The following is a 21,931-nucleotide window of genomic DNA, read 5'->3' as shown; positions in this document are numbered from 1 at the left end:
CCTTCATTATACCATTTTTTTACGAAAAAAGCGATGATTTCCTAGATTTTTCCAAGCAAAAACGAGAGCCGAACTCTCGTCTTACTGTTAATTTCCAAAGACATCTTGATAGAGCATGCCGACTCGTAAACTTTCTGCATCTCCTCCCAACTGCTCTACCAACTCATAGGCAAAGGCAAGGGCAGTTGACGGTCCTCGGCTAGTTGTTAGATTGCCATCCACAACTACTGTTTCCTTTCGATAAATTCCGTCACTGATGTTTTCCTGAACACCGTCATAACAGGTAAAGTGCTTGTCTTTCAGGACACCTGCTTGATGGAGGGCGATTGGAGCTGCACAGATAGCTGCAACTTTCTTTCCTGCTTGGTCAAAGGCTTTAATCTGTGAAATGAGGGCTTGATTATCCCGTAGGTGAGCTGAGCCTGGCATACCACCTGGAAGAACTACCAAGTCATAGTCGGACAAATCGCCATCAAAGATACGGTCGGCTTTTACCTGAATGCCATGTGATCCTGTCACCTGCTCTTCAAATCCTACCATATCGCATGAAATGTTTGCTCGACGCAAGACATCAACTACTGTCAAGGCTTCAATTTCTTCAAAACCCTGGGCTAAGATAACTGCTACTTTTGCCATAGTGGCCTCCTTATTTGATTTGTTTTAGGACGACTTTCTTTCGTTTGAATGGAACTTTTCCACTTTTCTCCTCCGCTAGTTTGGTCTGGTAACTCATAGATAAGAGGAGACCGACACCGATGAGGTTACTAATAATTGCGGAGCCCCCTTGAGAAATGAAAGGCAGAGGAATCCCTGTCAAAGGAAGTAAGCCTGTCACGGCACCGATATTTTCAAAGATATGGAAGAGCAACATCATGATAAATCCAGTCGAAATGTAGGTGTAGAACTGGTTATTTGACCTGAGCGTAATCTTCAACATCCGGTAAATAAGAAGCAAGTACAGGGCAACCACAAAAACTGAACCAATGAAGCCAAAGTCTTCAGCAATTACGGTAAAAATCATATCACTCTCACGTACTGGAATGAGGAGATTGGACACATTGAAACCTTGTCCAAACAAGCCACCACTTCCAATCGCAATTTGCCCCTGCGCCTGTTGGTAAGTCGTTGTTTGCGCAAAGTCAAAGGGATTGAGCCAGGCCAAAATACGGTTAATCTGGTAAGTTGGCATCCCAATCTGATGCAAGAAGGCACGTCCATCCTTGCTTATAAAGATGGCCATGAAGCCTGCAACCGCAGTCACTCCTGTCGCAAAAACAGGAATGATAATCTTCCACGAAACACCTGAAAGGAGAACCATACCTGCAAAAATAGCTACAAAGACCAAGGCAGTCCCCAAGTCACTTTGTAGGGCTAAGAGGATCAAGACTGGGATGGTAAAGGCAATCATCCAACCAATCAATAGGAAATCCAAGGGAATAGTCCGTTGCCATTCCTTGTGTTTTTGAGTGAATTGTACGATGACTCGAGCTAGCATCAAGATATAGGAAATCTTCATGAACTCCGATGGCTGAAAGAGTGTCGTTCTACCAATCGATACCCAGTTTTTGGCACCTGTTGACGCTACAAGATTTGGATTGTAGAAAACAAGAGGGAGGACCATCAAGGCTAGGCCTAAACCATAGAGATAAGGAGTCACCTTCCATAAAAACTCAGTATTGAAGAACATGACTACAAAACCAATGACAAGGCCCAAGGAAATCCAAGCGATTTGCTGGCCTAGTATTGGTAACACATTATTTGGATAGTCATGACTAACTGCTATATAAATGGCCACTACTCCAATCACCAGTAAACAAAACACTGGTAGAAGGAGGCTATAATCGACTCGAGAGTCGAAGGAACGTTTCATATTTTTTACCTTTTCTCTTTCTTGGATTTTTCTTTCATTCTATTGCGACGGGATTGGAGAAAATCAGCTACAGCAGGCTCTAGCTGTTCTCTAGAAAGAACCTGAACAGCCCTTTCTTTTGACAAGGTCTGGGCGATTTGTTTGCCGTAGCGCTTGCTGACAACACGACTGTCTAAGATTACAGCAACCGAACCTTGGTTGGGCCGTCTAACAGTACGACCAAGGGCTTGTTTTAGCCGAATGATCGCCATCGGCAACTGATAATCATAAAAAGGATTTTTTCCTTCTTGACGCAGTTCTTGGTTTAACTTTTTGGTTAACGGCTCTTGGGGATTTTGGAAAGGCAATCTCGGAATCACTTGAATCACGCAAGGATGGGTTGAAAAATCAACTCCTTCCCAGAAACTGCCTGTTCCAAGCAAGATCTGGCGTTCACCTTTTTCAAAACGTTTTTTCAGTTGGCTTGCTTCCCCATTTTTATACTGAGCTAGATGCGGTTGGTCGAGCAGGTCCGAAACTGCCAGCAACATCTCTTTTGAAGTAAACAAGACCAATAAGGGTTCTTGAAAGGCTTGTAACCTTCGGATAACAGAAGCCACTTCACTAGCATAGTCAACAAGTGAAACTTCAGTCACAAGAGGAAAGTCATTAACTAGAAAGACTTCTTGTTGGTCCTGCTTTGCTACATCAAGCCTAACAAGTGGAGCATCCAGAAATCCCAATAAATCTGCTAGGGAAACCCGATTGCTGATTTCAAGAGTAGCTGATACTCCTAGGAGCCTACAATCTTCTGGCAATAACTCTGCTAGTATAAAGCGGCCTTTTTTGCTTGAACAAATCAGGACATCCTTGCTCGATTTTTCTGCTGTAGCAAGCCAAAATTCACGGTCCGAGGTGAAAAAGTTTGCAATCTCTCTATACTCTGGGAGAGCTAGCTCCGAAAAATGATGGCGCAACTGTTCAAGAGAATCTAACCACTTTCCATTCTTAAGACCTGACTGATAGTGCTCTATCAAGTAACGACATTCAAAGCCAATACTCTCAAGCAAACGCTTCTGAACCAAATCTTCCTCTGTCTTCAAGGACTTATCAAACTGGGTTACAAGTTCCTCAAGGTGATAAGCCTGCTGGGCTAGATTTTCGAGAGCTAGCAGCATTTTTTGAGCCTCGTCCAAGATCACCAAACGGTTGTCGACAAACTCTGGATTGTCTTCCAAACGAGTGACCAGATAGGCATGATTGGTCAGAAGAACACGACTGGTCTTGGCCTTCTCCTGCCCTCGTTTCCAAAAATCCTCTGTAGCAAATAAACTTTTCTTTGAAAGCTTGCCATCGTGGACTAGTTCTGGCAGAAAATGCTGGTAGCGATAAAGTTGCCCAATTTCATCCAAATCACCAGTCTCTGTCTCTGTTAGCCAGATGAGCAGTTGCATTTTAAAGCGTGTGAAAAGGCGATTGGACTCTGATCGATAGAGAACTCGGTGAAAGGCATCCAATTTCAAGTAATTTTGAGGCCCCTTGAGACTATGAATTTCCAGATGGAAGACCTCTTTTAAGCGCTGACCTTCTTCTTGCATGATTTGATTTTGAAGAATTTTGGTCGGAACGCTCACTAGGACACCTGCTTGACTCTCCAAGTTCAAAGCCGGGAGGAGATAACCATAAGTCTTGCCCAGTCCCGTTTGGGCTTGGATAAAGGAAGTTTGGTGTTCTTCCAATAATTGCTCAACCTTCTCCGCAAAATCCAGCTGCTGTGGACGTTCCTCCAGCCCCAATAAAGAAATATTTTTAGCAAAGTCTTTGGATAACTTTCGTGGGACTAAGGCTTTGCTTTCCTTTTTTAGGAAAAGCCCATGAAGCTCCATCAAGTCTGGCGAAGATAAGAGAGACTGTTGCTGATAGACCTCCTCAATCACCAGATAACTTTCATAGAGAAGGTTATCTGCAAGGTCTAACAAGCTTTCTAAAAGCCCTTTAGGTAGCTCAAAAAGTTTTTGACGCATGTAGAGCAAGAGTTCAGCTGTTGCCTGAGCATCTGACAGGGCAGTATGGGCATGTTCCAGCTCAATGCCCAGCTCTTGACAAAGGATACCTAAGTTATACTTTTCAAACTGAGGATACAGAACTTGGGCAAGCTCAACTGTATCCACCCGCGGTGTACGCAATTCATATCCTTCAAAAAAGAGAAATTCTGCAAGAAGGTTAGCATCAAACTGTACATTGTGCGCAACAAAAATACCGTCCTTAACCAATTCAAAAATTTTTCCAGCCACCTGAGAAAACTCTGGTGCCGCAGCCAAACGCTGATCGGTCAGACCCGTTAATTCTTTGATATGAGAATCCAAGGGTTCATGGGGATTGACATCAGTCGCATACTGATCGATGATGTCACCATTCTCAATCACCACAATGCCCACTTGAATAATTTTTGCCTTGCTTCCAGTGCTGGTCGCCTCTAAATCAACGACCACATACCGATCATTTCTCGCATTCATCATTAAAAATTATATCAAAAAAAGCATGATTTGACATCCCTCAACTTTGATAACAATCTGGCTTCACTTGCGAGCTTGATTAAAAATCAAGACCTTAAAAGTGAGAATTTCACGCAAGTTCAGCAGTTGGTCGCTGGTTCTGAGGTATTTGAAAACCTTATCAACAAACCTACATCAACACAAAAAGACAACAAAGGTATTAGCTGCCTTTTTGAGATATTTTTTTCATTGTTTTCGGAAGAGCCTTGCTAATTTCTGTTGGCAAGACAAGATAGTTTTCTTGAGCTAGTTCTTGCGCGATAGCTGAATGAAGGTGAGTCGCTACCACCACTCTCTCATAGAGACTGACTTGGTGAAACTGACCTGCAAAACCTGCAATCATCCCAGCCAGAGTATCTCCCATCCCACCAGTTGCTTGATAGGGGCCTCCAACCTGTAACTGATAATATTCATGCTGCCCGGCTTGCCAGATACGAGTCGCTGGACCTTTCTCAACTAAAATCGTCCCTTGAGGAAAAGCTGAAAGAGCACTAGCAGTCGTCTCTGTATTTTGATGGTCAAGAACTATACCAGACAGTCTTTCCCATTCCTTTTGGTGGGGAGTTAGAATAAGCTGACTGGAAGGAAATGGTAACTGGCCTTTTGCTAAGCTGCCCAAAGCACCACCATCTACAATCAAAATCTGGTCTCTTCTAAGGCAGTCAAAGACTCGTTTTACGAGTTCTTCTCCAAATGCATCCTCTCGCAAACCCGGACCTAACAAGACAACTTCTGCCTTTTCCAACTGTTCTTCTAACAATTGCTGATCTTGAAGAGAAAATGCCATGGCCTCAGGTAAATGACTGTGCAGAGCCGGAATATTCTCCTTATCCGTGCCAACAGTCACCAACCCTGCCCCACTTTTGACTGCTGCAATGGCTGACATGATGATAGCTCCCCCATAGAGATAGGTCCCTCCCAGCAAGAGCAGGAGACCGTAATCTCCCTTATGGCTGTGACGAGAACGTTCAATAATGACTTTTTCTAATAAAGCTTGATCAATCACTTTCATCGTTTTTTCCTTTCACTCCATTATACTACAAAAGGAGGTTCAGACCTCCTTCTATCTATTTTCCCTTAAATTCCGCAAAGGTCTGTAAGATTTTAGCTGCCACTGCTGGAGAAGGTTCTCCTTTTAGCTCAACCGTTTCATCTGCATATGGAGTAAGACCAGCAAAAACTCCTATCTGAACTGAATAAAGAGATGTCTTAAACAGTTCAATATCGTTTTGGTCATTTCCAAAAGCGATGAAGTTCTCCCCACATAATTTTTCAACAGTTGTTGCCTTATGAGTATCCAAGGGGTTGACATAGAGGCACTTTTCATGCGCATGATAGGAGAGATGAGCCTGCCCCAGTCTTTCTAACTGACCAAGCAGATCATCAAGCAAATCCTCATGGTCTCCCATATAAACGACTACCTTAATCGGAGTCCCTAAGTCCTCGAGTTTCTGATGACGAGCTACCTTTAGGGGATCCACACTGGAAATAAATGGAATCTTCTCTACAATCTGACCACTATAGTCAAAGCAATCATCTACAAAGAAAGGGAGATTATAAGTCTGGCAATAATCCACTAGCGCCTGATAAACTCTAGCATCGAGATTTCTTTCGAAGATAGCCTTCCCCAAGTGATAGGCTACGCCACCATTCAAACCTATAACCAAGCGCTGACTGAGTTCAGGGCCTAATAAACCCAAGCAATCCCGATAAGAGCGAGCTGAGGCAAATACAAGATCATGCCCATAATCTTCAGCCTTTAAAAGAACCTGCTGAATCTCCTCATCTATGGTCATGTAGTCAAAAGATAGCGTTCCATCCAGGTCAAATACGAATTTCATCTTCCTAGTCCTTGTTTAGTGTTCGAAGCGCTGCCTGATAGGTTTGCTCCATCAGCATAGTAATGGTCATAGGACCAACTCCACCCGGTACAGGTGTGATGTGACTAGCAAATGGTGCAACGGCATCATAATCAACATCTCCACAAAGCTTACCATTTTCATCTCGGTTCATCCCAACGTCAATGACAACCGCTCCTGGTTTGACAAAGTCAACAGTCACAAACTTAGCACGACCGATAGCAACCACAAGAATATCTGCTTTAGCAGCTACCTTGGCAAGGTTATGGGTGCGTGAGTGAGTCAAGGTCACAGTCGCATTCTTGGCTAAAAGAAGCTGAGCCATCGGTTTTCCAACGATATTTGAGCGACCGATAACAACCGCATTTTTACCTTCCAACTCAATCTCATACTCATGAAACATTTCCATAATTCCTGCAGGTGTCGAAGGAATCATAACTGGATGACCAGACCAGAGGCGACCCATGTTTAGCGGATGGAAACCATCCACGTCTTTTTCGGGGTCAATGGCTAATAAAACTGCCTCTTCATCAATATGTTTTGGTAAAGGTAACTGGACCAAAATCCCATGCCAAGCTGGATCTTGATTGTATTTGGAAATCAAGTCCAACAATTCCGCTTGGGTAATGGTCTCTGGAACTCGCACTACTTCACTACGGAAGCCAGCAGCGAGAGCTGAGCGTTTCTTGTTGCGAACGTAGACTTGGCTGGCTGGATTGTCCCCCACCAAAATCACCACCAAGCCTGGAACTAAACCTGTTTCTTCTTTTAGTTTGGCCGTCTTTTCAGTCAACTGTCCTTGTAACTTAGCCGCAAGAGCCTTCCCATCAATAATCTGTGCCATATCTCTTCTCTTTTCTATCAGATATCCCCTATTATAACAAAAAATACCTTGTCATTCTAACATTTCTTGACTAATGGACCTTATAGTCAAAAACTATAAGAAAAAGCCCTTATCGAGCTTTTGTACCTATTTATATTAGGTGAATCTGTCATGCTTTCTTTTTGACTTTTGGAGCCGGTAAGACTTCATACATATCCTTAATTAATCTCGTTAGAAATGACTTATCTTCAATGTCTTCTATCAAAATCATCTCCTTAGCTCCCTCATAAGGACGTTCAAGCCTAGTCTGTCCTAGTTGATCCAAAATCACCTTCACAGGCTTCAGTAACAAACGATTATCATAGATTCCCCCAATAATCTTCCCACGATAATAAAGGATATACTCTCCCATCATTGGACGATAACTCATCTCCTCTAGCTCTGATAGCTGTTCGAGAATAAAATCTAAATATTCTTTACTGGAAGCCATGATGCCTACCCCCTTTCTTCTAAAAATGAGGTTTTACAAAACCTTACTCAAAAATTCCTTGGTCCGTTGTTCTTTTGTTTGATTGAAAATCTCCTCAGGCGTTCCATCTTCGACAACAACTCCATCCGCCATAAAGATAACACGGTCTGCTACCTCACGCGCAAAGCCCATTTCATGCGTCACAATCACCATGGTCATCCCTGATTTAGCGAGGTCTTGCATAACAGCTAGGACTTCTCCAACCATCTCAGGGTCTAGGGCTGAAGTCGGCTCATCAAAGAGCAAAACATCTGGTTCCATGGCCAAACCACGTGCTATGGCAATCCGTTGTTGCTGACCACCTGACAAGCTCTGAGGATAAGCCGTCGCCTTATCTGGCAAGCCAACTTTTTCTAACAGTTCCTGTGCTCTTTTCTCCGCAACTTCCTTGCTTTCACCTTTGGTTTTAATTGGTGACAAAGTGATATTTTCCATCACTGTCATATTGGGAAAGAGGTTGAATTGTTGGAATACCATGCCCATCTTTTCACGCATAGCAAAAAGGTCATTTTTCTTATCAGTGATATCAACTCCTTCAAAGATAACCTTACCTTTACTTGCTTCTTCAAGTAGATTCATCGAACGAAGGAGGGTTGATTTCCCGCTCCCTGACGGACCAATAATGACCACAACTTCTCCACGTTTAATCTCAAGATTGATGCCTTTTAAAACTTCATTTTTCCCAAAAGATTTATGTAGTTCTTCAATTTTAATCAAGGTTTCTGTCATTATTTCTTGTCTCCTTGTCCAATATGTTTTTCGAATGCTTTCAACGCCACTGTCAAAACAGAGGTCATAATCAAATAGTAAAAGGCTGCAAATAAAAGGGGAGTCAATGGTAAATAAGTTGTTGTTGCTACTGTCGTTGCACCATTCCACAACTCCATTACCCCAATCGCTGACAAGAGGGAACTATCCTTGATAATGGTGATAAATTCATTTCCCAGAGCTGGAAGAATATTTTTGATAGCCTGTGGCAAAATGACATAGCGCATGGCATTTTTGGGACGAATACCTAGAGAATATGCGGCCTCTAACTGTCCTTTCGGAACCGCATTGATTCCCGCACGAACAGTTTCTGAAACGTAAGCTCCACTGTTCATAGAGATAATCAAAATCCCTGGAATCAAACGAGACAAATCAACACCCAAAATCCCAACCTGAATAGTCGGAGCATTGATATGCATAAGAGCAAAGGCAATCATAATCTGAACCATCATCGGAGTACCACGGAAAATCCAAACATACACATTTGCAAACCAAACGAGCGGTTTAAAGCGTGATCGCTGAGCAAAGGCCAGCAACACACCTATAATGGTACCTAAGCAGACAACAAGGATGGAAATCAATACGGTAATCAGAGCACCATAGTTAAAATACGGTAAATACTTTGGTAAAAAAGAAAAATTCATATTCAATCAACTTTCTATGTATTAGATTGTATGATTATAACATGAATTGAATTAAAATGCAATCCTTTTTCACCAATTTTAACAATTAACTTGATAGAATGGAGAAATAGAGAGAAATCACAGTTTTTTTCTAGTCAACTACCTCTTGTTTATGGTAAAATAGAAACGATAAGAAATGGAGGAGAATCAAAATGGAATCACATTTGGTTAGAATCATTAACCGCCTAGAAGCAATGACAAAAGATGGTGGAAATCTAAAACGTAATTTTGAACGTGAAGGTGTTGTTGTCGCAGAAGTTGCATACAGCCACGACGAAGAAAACGGATCACTCTTCACTCTTCGCGATGTAGAAGCTCGTGAAACCTATACCTTTGATAGCATTGATTTGATTGCAATGGAGATCTACGAACTCCTTTACTAATATACAAACAGCAGAGAGACCCCTGCTTGATGAATGAGAATCCTTTTTGTCACCACAAATGGGATTTTTTTTCTTACCTTCAAGTCGCTTAATCCTCCATAAATCCTTCTTTTAAAAATGACCACTTCCCAATCTTTTTACTTGCTTTACACCTTAATCATGCTATAATGAGAGTATAAAACTTTGACTATTCTTGACCTTTTTCTTAGGTCAAGAATACGAATGAAATGAGGTAGATGTATGCTCTGTCAAAACTGTAAAATTAACGACTCAACAATTCATCTGTATACCAATATCAATGGACAGCAAAAACAAATTGATCTCTGTCAAAATTGCTATAAAATTATCAAAACAGATCCAAATAATACCCTCTTTAAAGGAATGACTGACTTAAACAATCGTGACTTTGATCCTTTTGGAGACTTTTTCAATGATTTGAACAATTTCAGGGCTTCTTCAAATAACGTCCCTCCAACTCAATCCGGTGGGGGATACGGAGGTAATGGGGGATACGGACCTCAAAACCGCGGACCTGTTCAAACACCTCCTCCTAGCCAAGAAAGAGGGCTCCTAGAGGAATATGGTATCAACGTGACTGAAATAGCTCGTCGGGGAGATATTGACCCTGTTATAGGTCGAGATGAGGAGATTATCCGCGTTATCGAAATCCTCAACCGTCGAACCAAGAACAATCCTGTCCTTATCGGAGAACCAGGTGTTGGTAAAACTGCCGTTGTCGAAGGTTTAGCTCAGAAGATTGTCGATGGTGATGTTCCCCATAAACTCCAAGGCAAGCAGGTCATCCGTCTGGATGTGGTTAGTCTAGTTCAAGGAACAGGGATTCGAGGTCAATTTGAAGAGCGTATGCAAAAGCTCATGGAAGAGATACGCAAACGCGAGGACATCATTCTCTTTATCGACGAAATCCATGAAATTGTTGGTGCAGGATCTGCTGGCGATGGCAATATGGATGCAGGAAATATCCTCAAACCAGCCCTTGCCCGTGGTGAATTGCAACTGGTCGGCGCTACTACTCTCAATGAATACCGTATCATTGAAAAAGATGCTGCTTTGGAACGCCGTATGCAGCCTGTCAAAGTTGATGAACCAACTGTCGAAGAAACCATTATCATCCTCAAAGGGGTTCAAAAGAAATACGAAGACTACCATCACGTCAAGTACACAGACGCTGCTATCGAAGCTGCTGCAAATCTTTCCAATCGCTATATCCAAGACCGCTTCTTGCCAGACAAGGCTATTGACCTGTTAGATGAAGCTGGTTCTAAGATGAATCTGACGCTGAACTTTGTTGATCCTAAAGTGATTGATCAGCGTTTAATTGAAGCTGAGAATCTCAAGGCTCAAGCTACTCGAGAGGAAGACTTTGAAAAGGCTGCCTATTTCCGCGATCAGATTGCCAAGTACAAGGAAATGCATAAAAACAAGGTGACTGACCAGGATACTCCTATCATTAGCGAGAAAACCATTGAGCATATCATTGAGCAGAAAACCAATATTCCTGTCGGAGAACTCAAAGAAAAAGAACAGTCTCAGCTTATCCATCTAGCAGACGACCTCAAAGCTCATGTCATTGGTCAAGATGAAGCTGTCGATAAGATTGCCAAAGCCATCCGTCGTAATCGTGTTGGTCTTGGAACTCCTAACCGCCCAATCGGAAGTTTCCTCTTTGTCGGACCAACTGGTGTCGGTAAGACAGAACTGTCCAAACAACTAGCCATTGAACTCTTTGGTTCTGCTGACAGCATGATTCGCTTTGATATGAGTGAATACATGGAAAAACACAGTGTGGCTAAATTGGTCGGAGCCCCTCCAGGTTATGTTGGCTACGATGAAGCGGGTCAGTTAACGGAAAAAGTTCGTCGTAATCCTTACTCACTCATCCTTCTCGATGAAGTCGAAAAAGCCCATCCAGATGTGATGCACATGTTCCTTCAAGTCTTAGACGATGGCCGTTTGACAGACGGACAAGGACGAACAGTTAGCTTTAAGGATGCTATCATTATCATGACCTCAAATGCCGGTACCGGTAAGGCCGAAGCCAGTGTTGGTTTTGGAGCTGCTCGTGAAGGTCGAACCAACTCTGTTCTCGGTGAACTCGGCAACTTCTTTAGTCCTGAGTTTATGAACCGTTTTGACGGCATCATCGAATTTAAACCTCTCAGCAAGGACAACCTTCTCCAAATCGTCGAACTCATGCTAGCGGATGTCAACAAACGCCTCTCTAGCAACAACATCCACCTCGATGTGACAGACAAGGTCAAGGAAAAGTTGGTTGACCTAGGTTATGATCCCAAAATGGGAGCACGCCCACTCCGTCGTACCATTCAAGACCATATCGAGGATGCTATTACAGACTACTACCTTGAAAATCCAAGCGAAAAAGACCTCAAGGCAGTCATGACAAGCAATGGTAAGATTCAAATCAAATCTGCCAAAAAAACTGAAAAAACAGAAGAGGTTACTTCTGAAAAAGAAGAATAAAACGACCTAACAAGTGCAGAAAGTCTATCATTTTCTGCACCTTTTTTACTAAAATAAATGCAAAACCTTGACAGCTAGTCCCTCGTCCATTATGATAATAATAAAGATACTAAAGAATGAGGAAAATTCAATGGCAAACCCAACTTTTGGTGAAAAAAAGGAGAATGTGACTTACCAGCCCCGCTATGGTGTGTACGCAGTTATTCCGGATGAAGAAAAAAAACAAATTGTCTTAGTCCAAGCTCCCAATGGTGCTTGGTTCTTGCCAGGTGGAGAGATTGAAGCAGGCGAAGCTCATCAAGAAGCACTGAAGAGAGAACTAATCGAAGAACTTGGCTTTACAGCTGAGATCGGGACCTATTATGGGCAAGCTGATGAGTATTTCTACTCTCGACACCGTGATACCTACTACTATAACCCAGCTTATCTCTATGAAGCTATTTCTTTCCAAGAAGTACAGAAGCCATTGGAAGATTTTAATCATATTGCTTGGTTTCCTATTGATGAAGCAATTGAAAAACTCAAACGTGGTAGCCATAAATGGGGAATAGAAGCTTGGAAAATCCAGCATGGAATTGGCTAAAATACACGATTTTATCCAAAAAGTGCTATAATAGAGTTAGAAAATCGGAGGAACTGTTATGAAGCTTATCAACACGACTAATTCACACTCGCAACTTGTTAAAAGCCAATTAGAAAGTACTGATGCAACTCTTGTCGAGGTCTATTCGGCCGGAAATACAGATGTGGTTTTCACACAAGCCCCACTTCACTATGAAATCCTCATTTCCAACAAACACCGTGCTATTCGTGAACCCGAAATTGAAACCATCCAAGACTTCTTCTTGAAACGTAAAATTGACAAAGGAAGCATCGATGAAGCCAATATCAAAACCCTCTATTCGGATAAATTGATTGAGATTTCAATCCCTATAAAATAAGAAAACCAGCTTAAAAGCTGGTTTTCACTTATAAAAAAGATTGGTAATACACAACTACCAATCTTTTTTATTATGTGACTATTAGTCCGTCTCACACCTAACGGGTGGTTATGATTTCACAGCCTCTTTCAAAGCATCTACCTTATCCAAACGTTCCCATGGAAGATCGATATCTGTACGTCCCATGTGTCCATAGGCCGCTGTTTGACGATAAATTGGACGTTTAAGATCCAACATTCGGATAATTCCTGCAGGGCGAAGATCAAAGATTTGACGCGTTGCTTTTTCAAGTTTGCTTTCAGCTACTGTTCCTGTACCAAAGGTATCGATACGAACGGAAACTGGCTGCGCCACACCGATAGCGTAGGCCAATTGCACTTCTACTTTCTTAGCCAGACCCGCTGCCACGATATTCTTGGCAATGTAGCGAGCCGCATAAGAGGCTGAACGGTCCACCTTCGTCGCATCCTTACCAGAGAAGGCACCGCCACCATGACGAGAATAGCCACCATAGGTATCCACGATAATCTTACGACCAGTCAAACCTGAGTCTCCTTGAGGTCCACCAATTACAAAGCGGCCAGTCGGATTGATAAAGAATTTTGTTTGCTCATCCAAGTAAGAGGATGGAATAACTTCTTTGATGACCTTGTCAATCACATCTTTGTGGATTTGTTCATTAGTAGCTTCTGGGTCGTGCTGAGTTGAAATAACGACCGTGTCCACACGTACCGGACGGTCATTTTCATCATACTCAACTGTAACTTGTGATTTAGCATCTGGACGGAGATAGCTGATTTCACCAGATTTACGAAGTTCTGCCAAACGACGAACCAGTTTGTGGCTAAGCGAGATTGGCAATGGCATGAGTTCCTCTGTCTCATCCACAGCAAATCCAAACATGAGACCTTGGTCACCAGCTCCAATCAAGTCCAACGGGTCTTGATCCGCATTTCCACGGACTTCTAAGGCTTCGTTAACCCCTTGGGCGATATCTGGTGACTGCTCAACAAGCGATGGATGAACTCCAACTGTTTCCGCAGAAAAACCATATTCTACATTCGTATAACCAATCTCTGCAATGGTATCACGAACCACACGGTTGATATCCACATAAGCATGTGTAGAAATTTCACCAAAAACATGGACGGAACCAGTGTAGACAGCTGTCTCAGCAGCAACATGCGCTTCTGGATCCTTTGCTAAAATAGCATCCAAAATCGCATCTGAAATTTGGTCTGCAATCTTATCTGGATGCCCCTCAGATACAGATTCAGACGTGAATAATTTACGTTCTGACATAAAAATGTCCCCCCTTAAAAAATATTGTTATAGAGTTACAAAGTACTGATAGGAAAACTACTAGTAATGAATACCTACCATCTTATCGGGACTATATAACCTTATCATTATACCACTTTTTACTCATTTTTGCATTCTTTTCGATAATTTATAAAATGAAGTTACAAAAAGGAGCCATTCAGCTCCAATTTTGTTCTTAAAATGTTTGGCGTTTGGCTTTCCGCTCTGCACGGCCACGTGCACGATTTTCAGCACGCTTAGTTTTGCGGCGTTTTTCATCCACCGCCCATTTAATCTTCTTCTTGTAGCCTGGTTTGACTTTTTTCTTTTTCTTTTTAACCAAGCCAATCATTTCAATATCAAGTTTATCCTGCTTCTTTTCACGGTTGGCACGACGATCACGGTCATAGGTATCTTGAAACTCTCCGTCTTTGATCATCTTAGGAATAAACTTGATTCCTAATTTCTCCAACTCACGGATATCTGAGTCATCGCTTGGCTGGTAAAGGGTAATAGCCGTACCAGGCAGTCCGTTGCGCCCAGTTCGTCCAACACGGTGAACAAAGAAGGACAAGTCTTGCGGAATGGCGTCATTGATAACATGGCTGACACCTTCAATGTCAATTCCACGCGCTGCCAAGTCCGTTGCAACAATGTACTCAAAATCCAGATTTTTCACCTGATTCATGATCCGCTTGCGTTCACGAGGGGCAATATCTCCATGAATCTTTGCTACCTTCAATCCTTGAGCAGTCAAGTAGGCATGTAACTCATCTGCACGCGTTTTTGTGTTAACAAAGATCATTGCCAAATAAGGCTGCATCAACTGAGTCAATTCATAAATCTGAGCATTCTTATCGCGGCCCTTGGTCGAAATCAACCAGTTATCAATGGTATCAGAAATGACTGTTTTAGTCTTGATTTTCTCCATGACAGGATTTGACAAGTATTTTTTCAAGAACGGCTGCAATTTTTGTGGAATTGTCGCTGAAAAGACCATGAACTGCAAGTCTTTTGGAAGGCTCCCTGCAATCTTATCAACGGTTTCCAAGAATCCCATATCCAAGGTCATATCGGCTTCATCAACTACAAATGTCTTAGCCTTGTGAATAGCTAAATCACCAGATTTGACCAAGTCATAGATACGACCTGGCGTTCCGATAACGATATGTGGTTGGTTGCTGGCAAGTTTTTCAATCTGACGCGCCTTATCCGTACCACCCACATAATTAACCACACGAACTTCGACATCTGAGTGGGCTGCAATCTGACGAGCTGCTTGGTAGATCTGAGTGGCCAACTCACGACTTGGTGCAGTAATGACTGCTTGCACACTATCGCTAGTTTCATCTAATTGCTGGAAAATTGGTAATAAGAAAGTATGAGTCTTTCCTGAACCAGTTTTCGACTCGCCCACCAAGTCACGACCTGCCAAGACAATAGGAATCAACTTTTCCTGAACTTCGGTAGGAGTCGTAAACTTCAACTCCTCCAATGCCTTTTCTATATAGTTTTTAAACTGAAATTTCGTAAATGACATATTATCCTCGATTCTATTCATCTAACCATTATACCATATTTTAAACATTTTCAGTAGTCCAGTTCGAGAATCAAAAAATGAAAGAAATTACTTCCTTTCATTTTTATTTCCAGTTTAAAATAGCATTCAAACCATAGTGGTCACTGACTTGTGGATCATTTTGACCATCAAAAACTACATGCAAACTTTCTACTTCTAAGTCTTTTGTCGTAAAGACATAGTCGATTCGTAGCGGCTCGGTATTGCCTTTCCAGCCATCAATTTCTGGTGGAACGGTATAGCTACCACTTCTTTCTTTCGCAACTTCAAATGCGTCTTGTAATCCTAATGGACTAGCTAAAATCGCTTGATAGCCTTCCTGACCAGCTGGATTATTAAAATCACCTGCTAAAATCAAAGGTTTGTTCAACTCTTTTAGTACAGCCTCAAATCGTGCCCATTCTTCTTGGAAACCTTTATCCCACCAAGAGAGATGGACACTTGCAAGAGCAAGCTCCTTACCTTCAACTTCTGTCTCCGCCAAGGCAACACGGCGAGTATGGTAGTCCGTTGGATCATCTACATCTGACACTAAAATCTCACGCGCCTTAATCGGTGTTTTGGATAAGATGGCTACACCTTCATGGTAGCGGTCATAGCCGATATGATTGTAAGCCCAAGTCCAGTAGTAGTTTTTCCCTTTCTCAGCCAATTTTTCAACCAGGAGTCGTACATAGTGGTCCTGATGAATAGGTTCTGCTGATGGTAAAGCTTGATAGTGATTGTTAACCTCTACCTCAGGCGAACTCATTTCTTGATTAATTTCTTGAAAACAGATCAAATCATAATCTTTGTCAAGAATATCTTGGAGCAAGAGCTGGAATTTTTTCTCTGCTTCTTTTTCCATCCAACTATGAGTATTGAGTGTTAAAAATTTCATGCTTTTCTCCTAAAACAAGAGGTTGGAAAACAGCTTCCAACCTCGAGTATATTACAATTCTACTTTAGCAACTGCTGTTTTAGCTGCAAGAGAACCTGTTTGTTCTAATTTAACTGATTTGATAGCATCACCATTTGTAAAGACAACCACTGTTGATGTTTCACGACCTGCTGCACGGATAGCATCCAAGTCAGCTGTCACAAGAAGGTCACCAGCAGCCACTTTTTGTCCTTCAGAAACGTGAACAGTAAATGGTTTTCCTTCAAGACTTACAGTATCCAAACCAATATGAACAAGTACTTCAAGACCTGATTCAGTAACAAGTCCAAGTGCATGTTTTGTTGGGAAGATACTTGATACAGTACCTGTAACTGGAGATACAATGTTTCCATTTGCTGGTTCTACTGCAAAACCATCACCCATCATTTTTTGAGCAAAGACTGGATCTTTCACTTGTTCCAAGGCAATAACTTGACCATCAGCTACTGAGTAAACTTCCTCAGTTACACCTTTAAAGTATACAGTATTCTTTTGAGCTTCTGTCATTTGGCTTGGAAGAGTTTCAGGAATTACTTCACCTGAGTCAAGGATATCTTGGATATCAGATTTCAATACGTCAGCTTTTGGTCCGTAGATAGCTTGGACACCTTGTCCTTTCATGACAAGCCCCATAGCGCCTTCTGCTTTCCATTGTTCCTCAGTACCAACACGATCTGCATCCTTAACAGTTACACGAAGACGAGTCATACATGCATCTACATCTACGATGTTTGCACGACCACCAAGAAGGTTAATGATATTTACAGCTTGAGAAGCCGCTGCAACTTTTGTTTCTCCTGGAGCTGCATCTTCTGATGCTCCTTCAGCAGTTTCATAGTTTCCGTTACGTCCTGGAGTTGCATAGTTGAATTTCTTAATCATGAAGTTGGCAATGAAGTACATGATGACTGCAAAGAGGACAGTTACCCAGATAAAGTTAATGATATCCATACCAAGACCAGCGTTGATAGCTAGCGGAGTACGAGTCAAGAATTCAATTGAACCGAATGAGTGCACACGAAGGTGAACAATATCCGCCATAGCAAAGGCAGCACCTTGAACAAGAGCATACACTAGGTAAAGAGGTGTTGCGATAAACATAAACATATACTCGATAGGTTCAGTAACCCCTGTCAAGAATGTTGCAAGGGCTGTCGCAATCATCATACCCTTGTATTGGTGTTTCTTGTCAGCATCAACATTGCGGTAGATAGCAACGATGACACCCATCAAGATACCAAATGAACCAATCATTTGTCCAACTTTGAAACGAGCTGGGTGAACAGTATCTAACAAGTGTTGGTATTGACTAGCATCAGTACCTTTAAGGTTTACAAGGTCTGTTACCCATGCAAGCCATAGTGGGTCTTGACCGAATACTTGAGTACCTTTAGCTGCACCAGTTAAAATGTCATAAGTACCACCAAGAGCTGTATAGTTCATTGGGATAGTCAACATGTGGTGAAGACCAAATGGCAAGAGCAAACGTTCCAAAGTACCATACAAGAATGGTGCAAGAACAGGTGCTGTTTCTTGTGAATTGGCAATCCAGATACCAAAGTTGTTGATACCTGTTTGAACAACTGGCCAGAAAGCTGCAAGCACAATTGCTGCAATAGCTGAACGAAGGATGACAACGAATGGTACGAAGCGTTTCCCATTGAAGAATGAAAGCGCATCAGGAAGTTTACGGTAGTTGTAGTATTTGTTAAAGGCAGTTGCCCCTACAAAACCAGAGATAATCCCTACAAAAACACCCATGTTCAATGCTGGTGCTTCAAGAACACTGATGAAGTAATCAGAAACTTTGATTGAGCCTCCAAAGAGAGTAGTGACCATAGCCTCAGGGTTTTTCAGCATATCACTTGTAACTCCAAAGATAGTACCAGTGATACGGTTGATTAAGATAAAGGCAAGTCCTGCTGCAAAAGCACCGCCTGCACGTTCTTTAGCCCAGCTACCACCGATAGCAAGAGCAAACAAAATATGAAGGTTACCGATAACTCCCCAACCGATTTGCTCAAGAATTCCACCTGTAATAACAAGTGGGGCAAGATTTGGGTCAATCAATGCAAGCGACTTACCGATTGAAATCATCAATCCAGCCGCTGGCATAACAGCGATAACCACCATCAATGCCTTACCGAATTTTTGCCAAAATTCGAAAGACAAGACATTTTTGAATGTAGCTTTCATCATTCAAATCTCCTTTATTTAGGCAAACGTTTTACGAAAACGTTTGCACTTATTTATAATTCAATTATACCACTTTATTTTTTTTTGTAAAGGCTTTTATAAAAAAATTGTCTACTTTTTTTAATTTTTAGAAGAAAAAAGAGAAGTTTACGAAAACTTCTCTTTTAAAAATGTATCATTTTTCTGATTTGTTCTGCAATTTGCATTTATATCCAATTAGATTTTCAAGAATCGACGCATCGAAATTCCTGAACCAATTGAACCAATGAAAATTCCGATTACAAATAGTAGAACTGTCATCAAAGGGACAAACACATCTGGCGTAATCATTGATAAGTTTTGACCTACCAAGGATTTATTGACCGATTGATAAACGATATTGTAAACAAAGAATACAAGAACTGAGGGAATCGCTGCGCCAAGCAAGCCAATAAAAGCACCTTCTAGCAAGAATGGGCCACGGATATAACCATTTCTCGCTCCAACAAGACGCATGATCTGAATCTCACGACTACGTGAAATAATGGTAATACGGATGGTATTGGAAATGAGGAAGACTGCGATAAAAATCAAGAGTCCTGCAATAACCAATCCCCAAACACGGATAAAGGAAGCCAGTTCGAAAAGTCGTTGAGTGTTGGCTCCACCATCTTGAACTTCTGATACTCCCTCAATTTTCTTCGCTTCTTCAGCTACTGTTTTAACATCACTTGGAGAATTTGTATCGACGATATAGGCATCATAGAGAGGATTTGCATCCCCTTCAAAGACCTTCCAATCGTCACCCATGGTTTCCGTCAGTTTCTCGTATTGTTCTTCTTTACTTGAGAAGGTAACACTTTTTACAGCAGGCATCGCCTTCAAAGCATCATAGACCTTGTGGTAGTCATTATTGGTAACTGTCTGACCTTCTTTTTCAATCGTTTCACTGTTATCTGCTACATCCTTACGAATGTAGACCATAACACGAACGTTGTTTTCAATATCGGTAGCCAGTTTTGCTGTATTAAAAATTACAGATGCAAACAAGGCAACGAGTGTTAAGGTAATCATAACCGAACTCACTGCTGCTACTGTCATCCAGCCATTTCGTTTTAAACTTTTTAATGATTCAAATAAATGGCGAAAAAATCTACTAATCATCGTATCCATATTCTCCTTTAGCTTCGTCACGAACGACACGGCCATTTTCAATGGCAATGACACGGTGGCGCAAGGTATTTACGATTTGGCTGTTGTGGGTCGCCATCAAAACAGTTGTACCTTGAAGATTGATGCGTTCCAACAGATTCATAATTTCCCACGAATTATCTGGGTCCAAGTTTCCTGTTGGTTCATCAGCAATCAATACTTTAGGATTGTTGACAATCGCACGGGCAATCGCAATCCGTTGCTGTTCTCCACCTGAGAGTTCATTCGGGAAAGAACGAACCTTGTGTTTTAAACCTACTAGGTCCAATACTTCCATAACACGTTTTTTGATGTTACGGCGATTCTCTCCGATAACTTCCATTGCGTAGGCAATATTCTCATAAACCGTTTTCTTAGGCAAGAGTTTGTAATCTTGAAAGACAACCCCGACACTACGACGTAGAAGCGGGATATCTTTCTTCTTGATTTTAACTAGATTAAAGCCTGCAACTGATAGGCTTCCTTTTTCGATCTTTACTTCTCGGTATAAAGCTCGAATAAAGGTTGACTTACCTGCCCCAGAAGGTCCTACGATATAGGCAAACTCTCCTGGTTCAATGGTAACAGAGACACCACGCAGGGCAGTCGTTCCATTGTCATACTTTTTGACAACATCTCTCATTTCAATGATTGACATATGAGTTCCTTTCTTTCTTAGCTAATTCGCCACTTGAGATAGGCATCGATGAAACCATCAAGGTCTCCATCCATAACCTTATCTACTTGGGAAACTTCAAAGCTTGTACGGTGATCTTTTACCATAGTATAAGGTGTGAAGACATAAGAACGAATCTGACTTCCCCATGTAATTTCTTTTTTCTCACCTTTGAGGGAATCAACTTCCGCAGCTTTCTTTTCTTGCTCCATCTGATAGAGTTTAGCCTGCAACATCTTCATGGCACGATCTCTATTTCCATACTGGGTACGATCGACCGTTGATTGGACGACAGTTCCTGTAGGAATGTGTGTCAAACGCACACCTGTTGAAACTTTATTGACGTTTTGTCCACCAGCACCACCTGAACGGAAGGTATCCATTTTGATATCATCTTCACGAATCTCCACTTCGATAGTATCATCCAGTTCAGGCATAACCTCTACGGATGTAAATGAAGTATGGCGACGTTTGGCAGAGTCAAATGGTGAAATACGAACCAAACGGTGAACACCCATTTCTGATTTAAGTAGGCCATAAGCATTCGGTCCTTCAAAAAACAAGGTCACAGACTTAATACCTGCTTCATCACCTGCCTGATAATCCAAAACTTCTACTTTAAAGCCTTTGGCATTTCCATAACGAGTGTACATGCGAAGCAACATATCACCCCAGTCCTGAGCCTCAGTACCACCAGATCCTGGATGAATTTCCAAGATGGCATTATTATGGTCATAAGGTTCTGACAAGAGAAGGGTCATCTCGTAGTTGGCCATCATCTTATCCAACTCGGTTAGCTGCTCGACCAGTTCATCATGGACTGACTCGTCTTCTGCTAAGAAGTCCAATAAAATCTCAACTTCGTCCTGCAACTCTTCCATTTTACGGAAGGTATTGTAGGTATTTTTTAATTCATTTAATTCTTGCGACGTTTTTTGGGCCGCGATATTATCGTTCCAAAAATCAGGTTCTGTCATCTTGTTTTCCAAGATGGCAATCTCTTCCTCTAAGCCTTCGAGGTCAAAGAGACCCCCTGAAAGAAGCTAATTTTTCACGATTTGCGTCAATTTTTTGACGAATTTCTGAAATGTCCATAGATACTCCTTTTCATATCGTTTTATTATACCATAATCTCTCATTTCTTTCTATATTTTGCTTTTCACCGCTTTTTGTGGCAGAAAAAAGAGGCCCTAAAGC

Annotated in this window: 20 protein-coding genes; 4 read left to right on the top strand and 16 right to left on the bottom strand. The window is 41.8% G+C overall.

Annotated features, from left to right (window positions below; genetic code table 11):
• Positions 1-87 precede the first annotated feature (87 nt).
• From KIH88_RS03185 to KIH88_RS03145, 9 genes are all read right to left on the bottom strand, one after another.
• A complete protein-coding gene (locus tag KIH88_RS03185; RefSeq protein ID WP_213988697.1) occupies positions 88-636 on the bottom strand; it encodes a DJ-1 family glyoxalase III in 549 nt (182 codons plus the stop codon).
• 10 nt (positions 637-646) lie between these two features.
• Positions 647-1,870 (bottom strand): FtsW/RodA/SpoVE family cell cycle protein, encoded by a 1,224-nt coding sequence (locus KIH88_RS03180; protein WP_213988698.1) that lies wholly within the window; start codon positions 1,868-1,870, stop codon positions 647-649.
• A gap of 5 nt (positions 1,871-1,875) precedes the next feature.
• On the bottom strand, positions 1,876-4,365 hold the full coding sequence (locus KIH88_RS03175; protein WP_374107554.1) for a bifunctional DnaQ family exonuclease/ATP-dependent helicase: 2,490 nt from the start codon (positions 4,363-4,365) through the stop codon (positions 1,876-1,878).
• Between the two features lie 199 nt (positions 4,366-4,564).
• Positions 4,565-5,416, bottom strand: a complete 852-nt coding sequence (locus tag KIH88_RS03170) for an NAD(P)H-hydrate dehydratase (RefSeq protein WP_213988700.1) — start codon at positions 5,414-5,416, stop codon at positions 4,565-4,567.
• Positions 5,417-5,471: 55 nt separating this feature from the next.
• The gene (locus KIH88_RS03165) at positions 5,472-6,245 is read right to left on the bottom strand and encodes an HAD hydrolase family protein (protein WP_213988701.1); all 774 of its coding nucleotides are present in this window, start codon (positions 6,243-6,245) and stop codon (positions 5,472-5,474) included.
• 4 nt (positions 6,246-6,249) lie between these two features.
• Positions 6,250-7,107 carry a bifunctional methylenetetrahydrofolate dehydrogenase/methenyltetrahydrofolate cyclohydrolase gene (locus KIH88_RS03160; RefSeq protein WP_213988702.1) on the bottom strand — a complete coding sequence of 286 codons (858 nt, stop codon included), beginning with the start codon at positions 7,105-7,107 and terminating at the stop codon, positions 6,250-6,252.
• 148 nt (positions 7,108-7,255) lie between these two features.
• Complete coding sequence (locus tag KIH88_RS03155; RefSeq protein ID WP_213988703.1) at positions 7,256-7,576, bottom strand: TfoX/Sxy family protein; 321 nt, start codon at positions 7,574-7,576, stop codon at positions 7,256-7,258.
• A 33-nt stretch (positions 7,577-7,609) separates the two neighbouring features.
• The gene (locus KIH88_RS03150; RefSeq protein ID WP_000140926.1) at positions 7,610-8,344 is read right to left on the bottom strand and encodes an amino acid ABC transporter ATP-binding protein; all 735 of its coding nucleotides are present in this window, start codon (positions 8,342-8,344) and stop codon (positions 7,610-7,612) included.
• Positions 8,344-9,027, bottom strand: coding sequence for an amino acid ABC transporter permease (locus tag KIH88_RS03145; RefSeq protein ID WP_001011622.1), 684 nt, complete (start codon positions 9,025-9,027; stop codon positions 8,344-8,346). Before KIH88_RS03145 ends, KIH88_RS03150 begins: the two co-directional genes overlap by 1 nt.
• 191 nt (positions 9,028-9,218) lie before the next feature.
• Between KIH88_RS03145 and KIH88_RS03140 the strand changes: the two genes are divergently transcribed.
• The 4 genes from KIH88_RS03140 to KIH88_RS03125 all read left to right on the top strand — a co-directional run bounded on the left by KIH88_RS03140 (position 9,219) and on the right by KIH88_RS03125 (position 12,892).
• Positions 9,219-9,449 (top strand): DUF1797 family protein, encoded by a 231-nt coding sequence (locus KIH88_RS03140; RefSeq protein ID WP_000443577.1) that lies wholly within the window; start codon positions 9,219-9,221, stop codon positions 9,447-9,449.
• Positions 9,450-9,689: 240 nt separating this feature from the next.
• A complete protein-coding gene (locus KIH88_RS03135; protein WP_213988704.1) occupies positions 9,690-11,951 on the top strand; it encodes an ATP-dependent Clp protease ATP-binding subunit in 2,262 nt (753 codons plus the stop codon).
• Positions 11,952-12,081: 130 nt separating this feature from the next.
• Entirely contained in the window at positions 12,082-12,534 is a 453-nt protein-coding gene (locus tag KIH88_RS03130) for an NUDIX hydrolase (RefSeq protein ID WP_007520352.1), read from the top strand.
• Between the two features lie 58 nt (positions 12,535-12,592).
• Complete coding sequence (locus KIH88_RS03125; RefSeq protein WP_000767205.1) at positions 12,593-12,892, top strand: DUF1827 family protein; 300 nt, start codon at positions 12,593-12,595, stop codon at positions 12,890-12,892.
• A gap of 108 nt (positions 12,893-13,000) precedes the next feature.
• Here KIH88_RS03125 and metK read toward each other — a convergent pair whose 3' ends face one another.
• The 7 genes from metK to prfB form a co-directional block, all read right to left on the bottom strand.
• A complete protein-coding gene (gene metK / locus KIH88_RS03120; protein ID WP_213988705.1) occupies positions 13,001-14,194 on the bottom strand; it encodes a methionine adenosyltransferase in 1,194 nt (397 codons plus the stop codon).
• 196 nt (positions 14,195-14,390) lie between these two features.
• Positions 14,391-15,734, bottom strand: coding sequence for a DEAD/DEAH box helicase (locus KIH88_RS03115; protein ID WP_213988752.1), 1,344 nt, complete (start codon positions 15,732-15,734; stop codon positions 14,391-14,393).
• Positions 15,735-15,837: 103 nt separating this feature from the next.
• Positions 15,838-16,653, bottom strand: coding sequence for an endonuclease/exonuclease/phosphatase family protein (locus tag KIH88_RS03110; protein ID WP_007520355.1), 816 nt, complete (start codon positions 16,651-16,653; stop codon positions 15,838-15,840).
• Between the two features lie 51 nt (positions 16,654-16,704).
• Positions 16,705-18,891: a PTS transporter subunit IIBC gene (locus tag KIH88_RS03105; protein WP_213988706.1), complete on the bottom strand. Its 2,187-nt coding sequence runs from the start codon at positions 18,889-18,891 to the stop codon at positions 16,705-16,707.
• A 213-nt stretch (positions 18,892-19,104) separates the two neighbouring features.
• Positions 19,105-20,031: a permease-like cell division protein FtsX gene (ftsX, locus tag KIH88_RS03100; RefSeq protein ID WP_000625557.1), complete on the bottom strand. Its 927-nt coding sequence runs from the start codon at positions 20,029-20,031 to the stop codon at positions 19,105-19,107.
• The gene (gene ftsE / locus KIH88_RS03095; RefSeq protein WP_000022271.1) at positions 20,024-20,716 is read right to left on the bottom strand and encodes a cell division ATP-binding protein FtsE; all 693 of its coding nucleotides are present in this window, start codon (positions 20,714-20,716) and stop codon (positions 20,024-20,026) included. The genes ftsX and ftsE overlap by 8 nt, the downstream gene beginning before the upstream one ends.
• Positions 20,717-20,733: 17 nt before the next feature.
• A protein-coding gene (gene prfB / locus KIH88_RS03090; protein ID WP_141553778.1) for a peptide chain release factor 2 occupies positions 20,734-21,829 on the bottom strand; the annotation gives its coding sequence in 2 pieces (ribosomal slippage) (positions 20,734-21,756 and positions 21,758-21,829; 1,095 coding nt in all).
• Between the last annotated feature and the right edge of the window lie 102 nt (positions 21,830-21,931).

The organism is Streptococcus oralis (assembly GCF_018448765.2).
GTDB lineage: Bacteria > Bacillota > Bacilli > Lactobacillales > Streptococcaceae > Streptococcus > Streptococcus oralis_BM.
The sequence above is the reverse complement of the archived record's forward strand: the minus strand, read 5'-3'. Positions and strand labels throughout refer to the sequence as shown.

Bases quoted from the DNA above. Each gene is read 5' to 3' on its own strand.
- KIH88_RS03165 (WP_213988701.1), bottom strand. From the start codon at position 6,245: ATGAAATTCGTATTTGACCTGGATGGAACGCTATCTTTTGACTACATG.
- ftsX (WP_000625557.1), bottom strand. From the start codon at position 20,031: ATGATTAGTAGATTTTTTCGCCATTTATTTGAATCATTAAAAAGTTTA.
- KIH88_RS03145 (WP_001011622.1), bottom strand. From the start codon at position 9,027: ATGAATTTTTCTTTTTTACCAAAGTATTTACCGTATTTTAACTATGGT.
- KIH88_RS03125 (WP_000767205.1), top strand. From the start codon at position 12,593: ATGAAGCTTATCAACACGACTAATTCACACTCGCAACTTGTTAAAAGC.
- KIH88_RS03115 (WP_213988752.1), bottom strand. From the start codon at position 15,734: ATGTCATTTACGAAATTTCAGTTTAAAAACTATATAGAAAAGGCATTG.
- KIH88_RS03175 (WP_374107554.1), bottom strand. From the start codon at position 4,365: ATGAATGCGAGAAATGATCGGTATGTGGTCGTTGATTTAGAGGCGACC.
- KIH88_RS03150 (WP_000140926.1), bottom strand. From the start codon at position 8,344: ATGACAGAAACCTTGATTAAAATTGAAGAACTACATAAATCTTTTGGG.
- KIH88_RS03135 (WP_213988704.1), top strand. From the start codon at position 9,690: ATGCTCTGTCAAAACTGTAAAATTAACGACTCAACAATTCATCTGTAT.
- KIH88_RS03160 (WP_213988702.1), bottom strand. From the start codon at position 7,107: ATGGCACAGATTATTGATGGGAAGGCTCTTGCGGCTAAGTTACAAGGA.
- KIH88_RS03155 (WP_213988703.1), bottom strand. From the start codon at position 7,576: ATGGCTTCCAGTAAAGAATATTTAGATTTTATTCTCGAACAGCTATCA.
- KIH88_RS03110 (WP_007520355.1), bottom strand. From the start codon at position 16,653: ATGAAATTTTTAACACTCAATACTCATAGTTGGATGGAAAAAGAAGCA.
- KIH88_RS03170 (WP_213988700.1), bottom strand. From the start codon at position 5,416: ATGAAAGTGATTGATCAAGCTTTATTAGAAAAAGTCATTATTGAACGT.
- metK (WP_213988705.1), bottom strand. From the start codon at position 14,194: ATGTCAGAACGTAAATTATTCACGTCTGAATCTGTATCTGAGGGGCAT.
- ftsE (WP_000022271.1), bottom strand. From the start codon at position 20,716: ATGTCAATCATTGAAATGAGAGATGTTGTCAAAAAGTATGACAATGGA.
- KIH88_RS03180 (WP_213988698.1), bottom strand. From the start codon at position 1,870: ATGAAACGTTCCTTCGACTCTCGAGTCGATTATAGCCTCCTTCTACCA.
- KIH88_RS03140 (WP_000443577.1), top strand. From the start codon at position 9,219: ATGGAATCACATTTGGTTAGAATCATTAACCGCCTAGAAGCAATGACA.
- KIH88_RS03130 (WP_007520352.1), top strand. From the start codon at position 12,082: ATGGCAAACCCAACTTTTGGTGAAAAAAAGGAGAATGTGACTTACCAG.
- KIH88_RS03185 (WP_213988697.1), bottom strand. From the start codon at position 636: ATGGCAAAAGTAGCAGTTATCTTAGCCCAGGGTTTTGAAGAAATTGAA.
- KIH88_RS03105 (WP_213988706.1), bottom strand. From the start codon at position 18,891: ATGATGAAAGCTACATTCAAAAATGTCTTGTCTTTCGAATTTTGGCAA.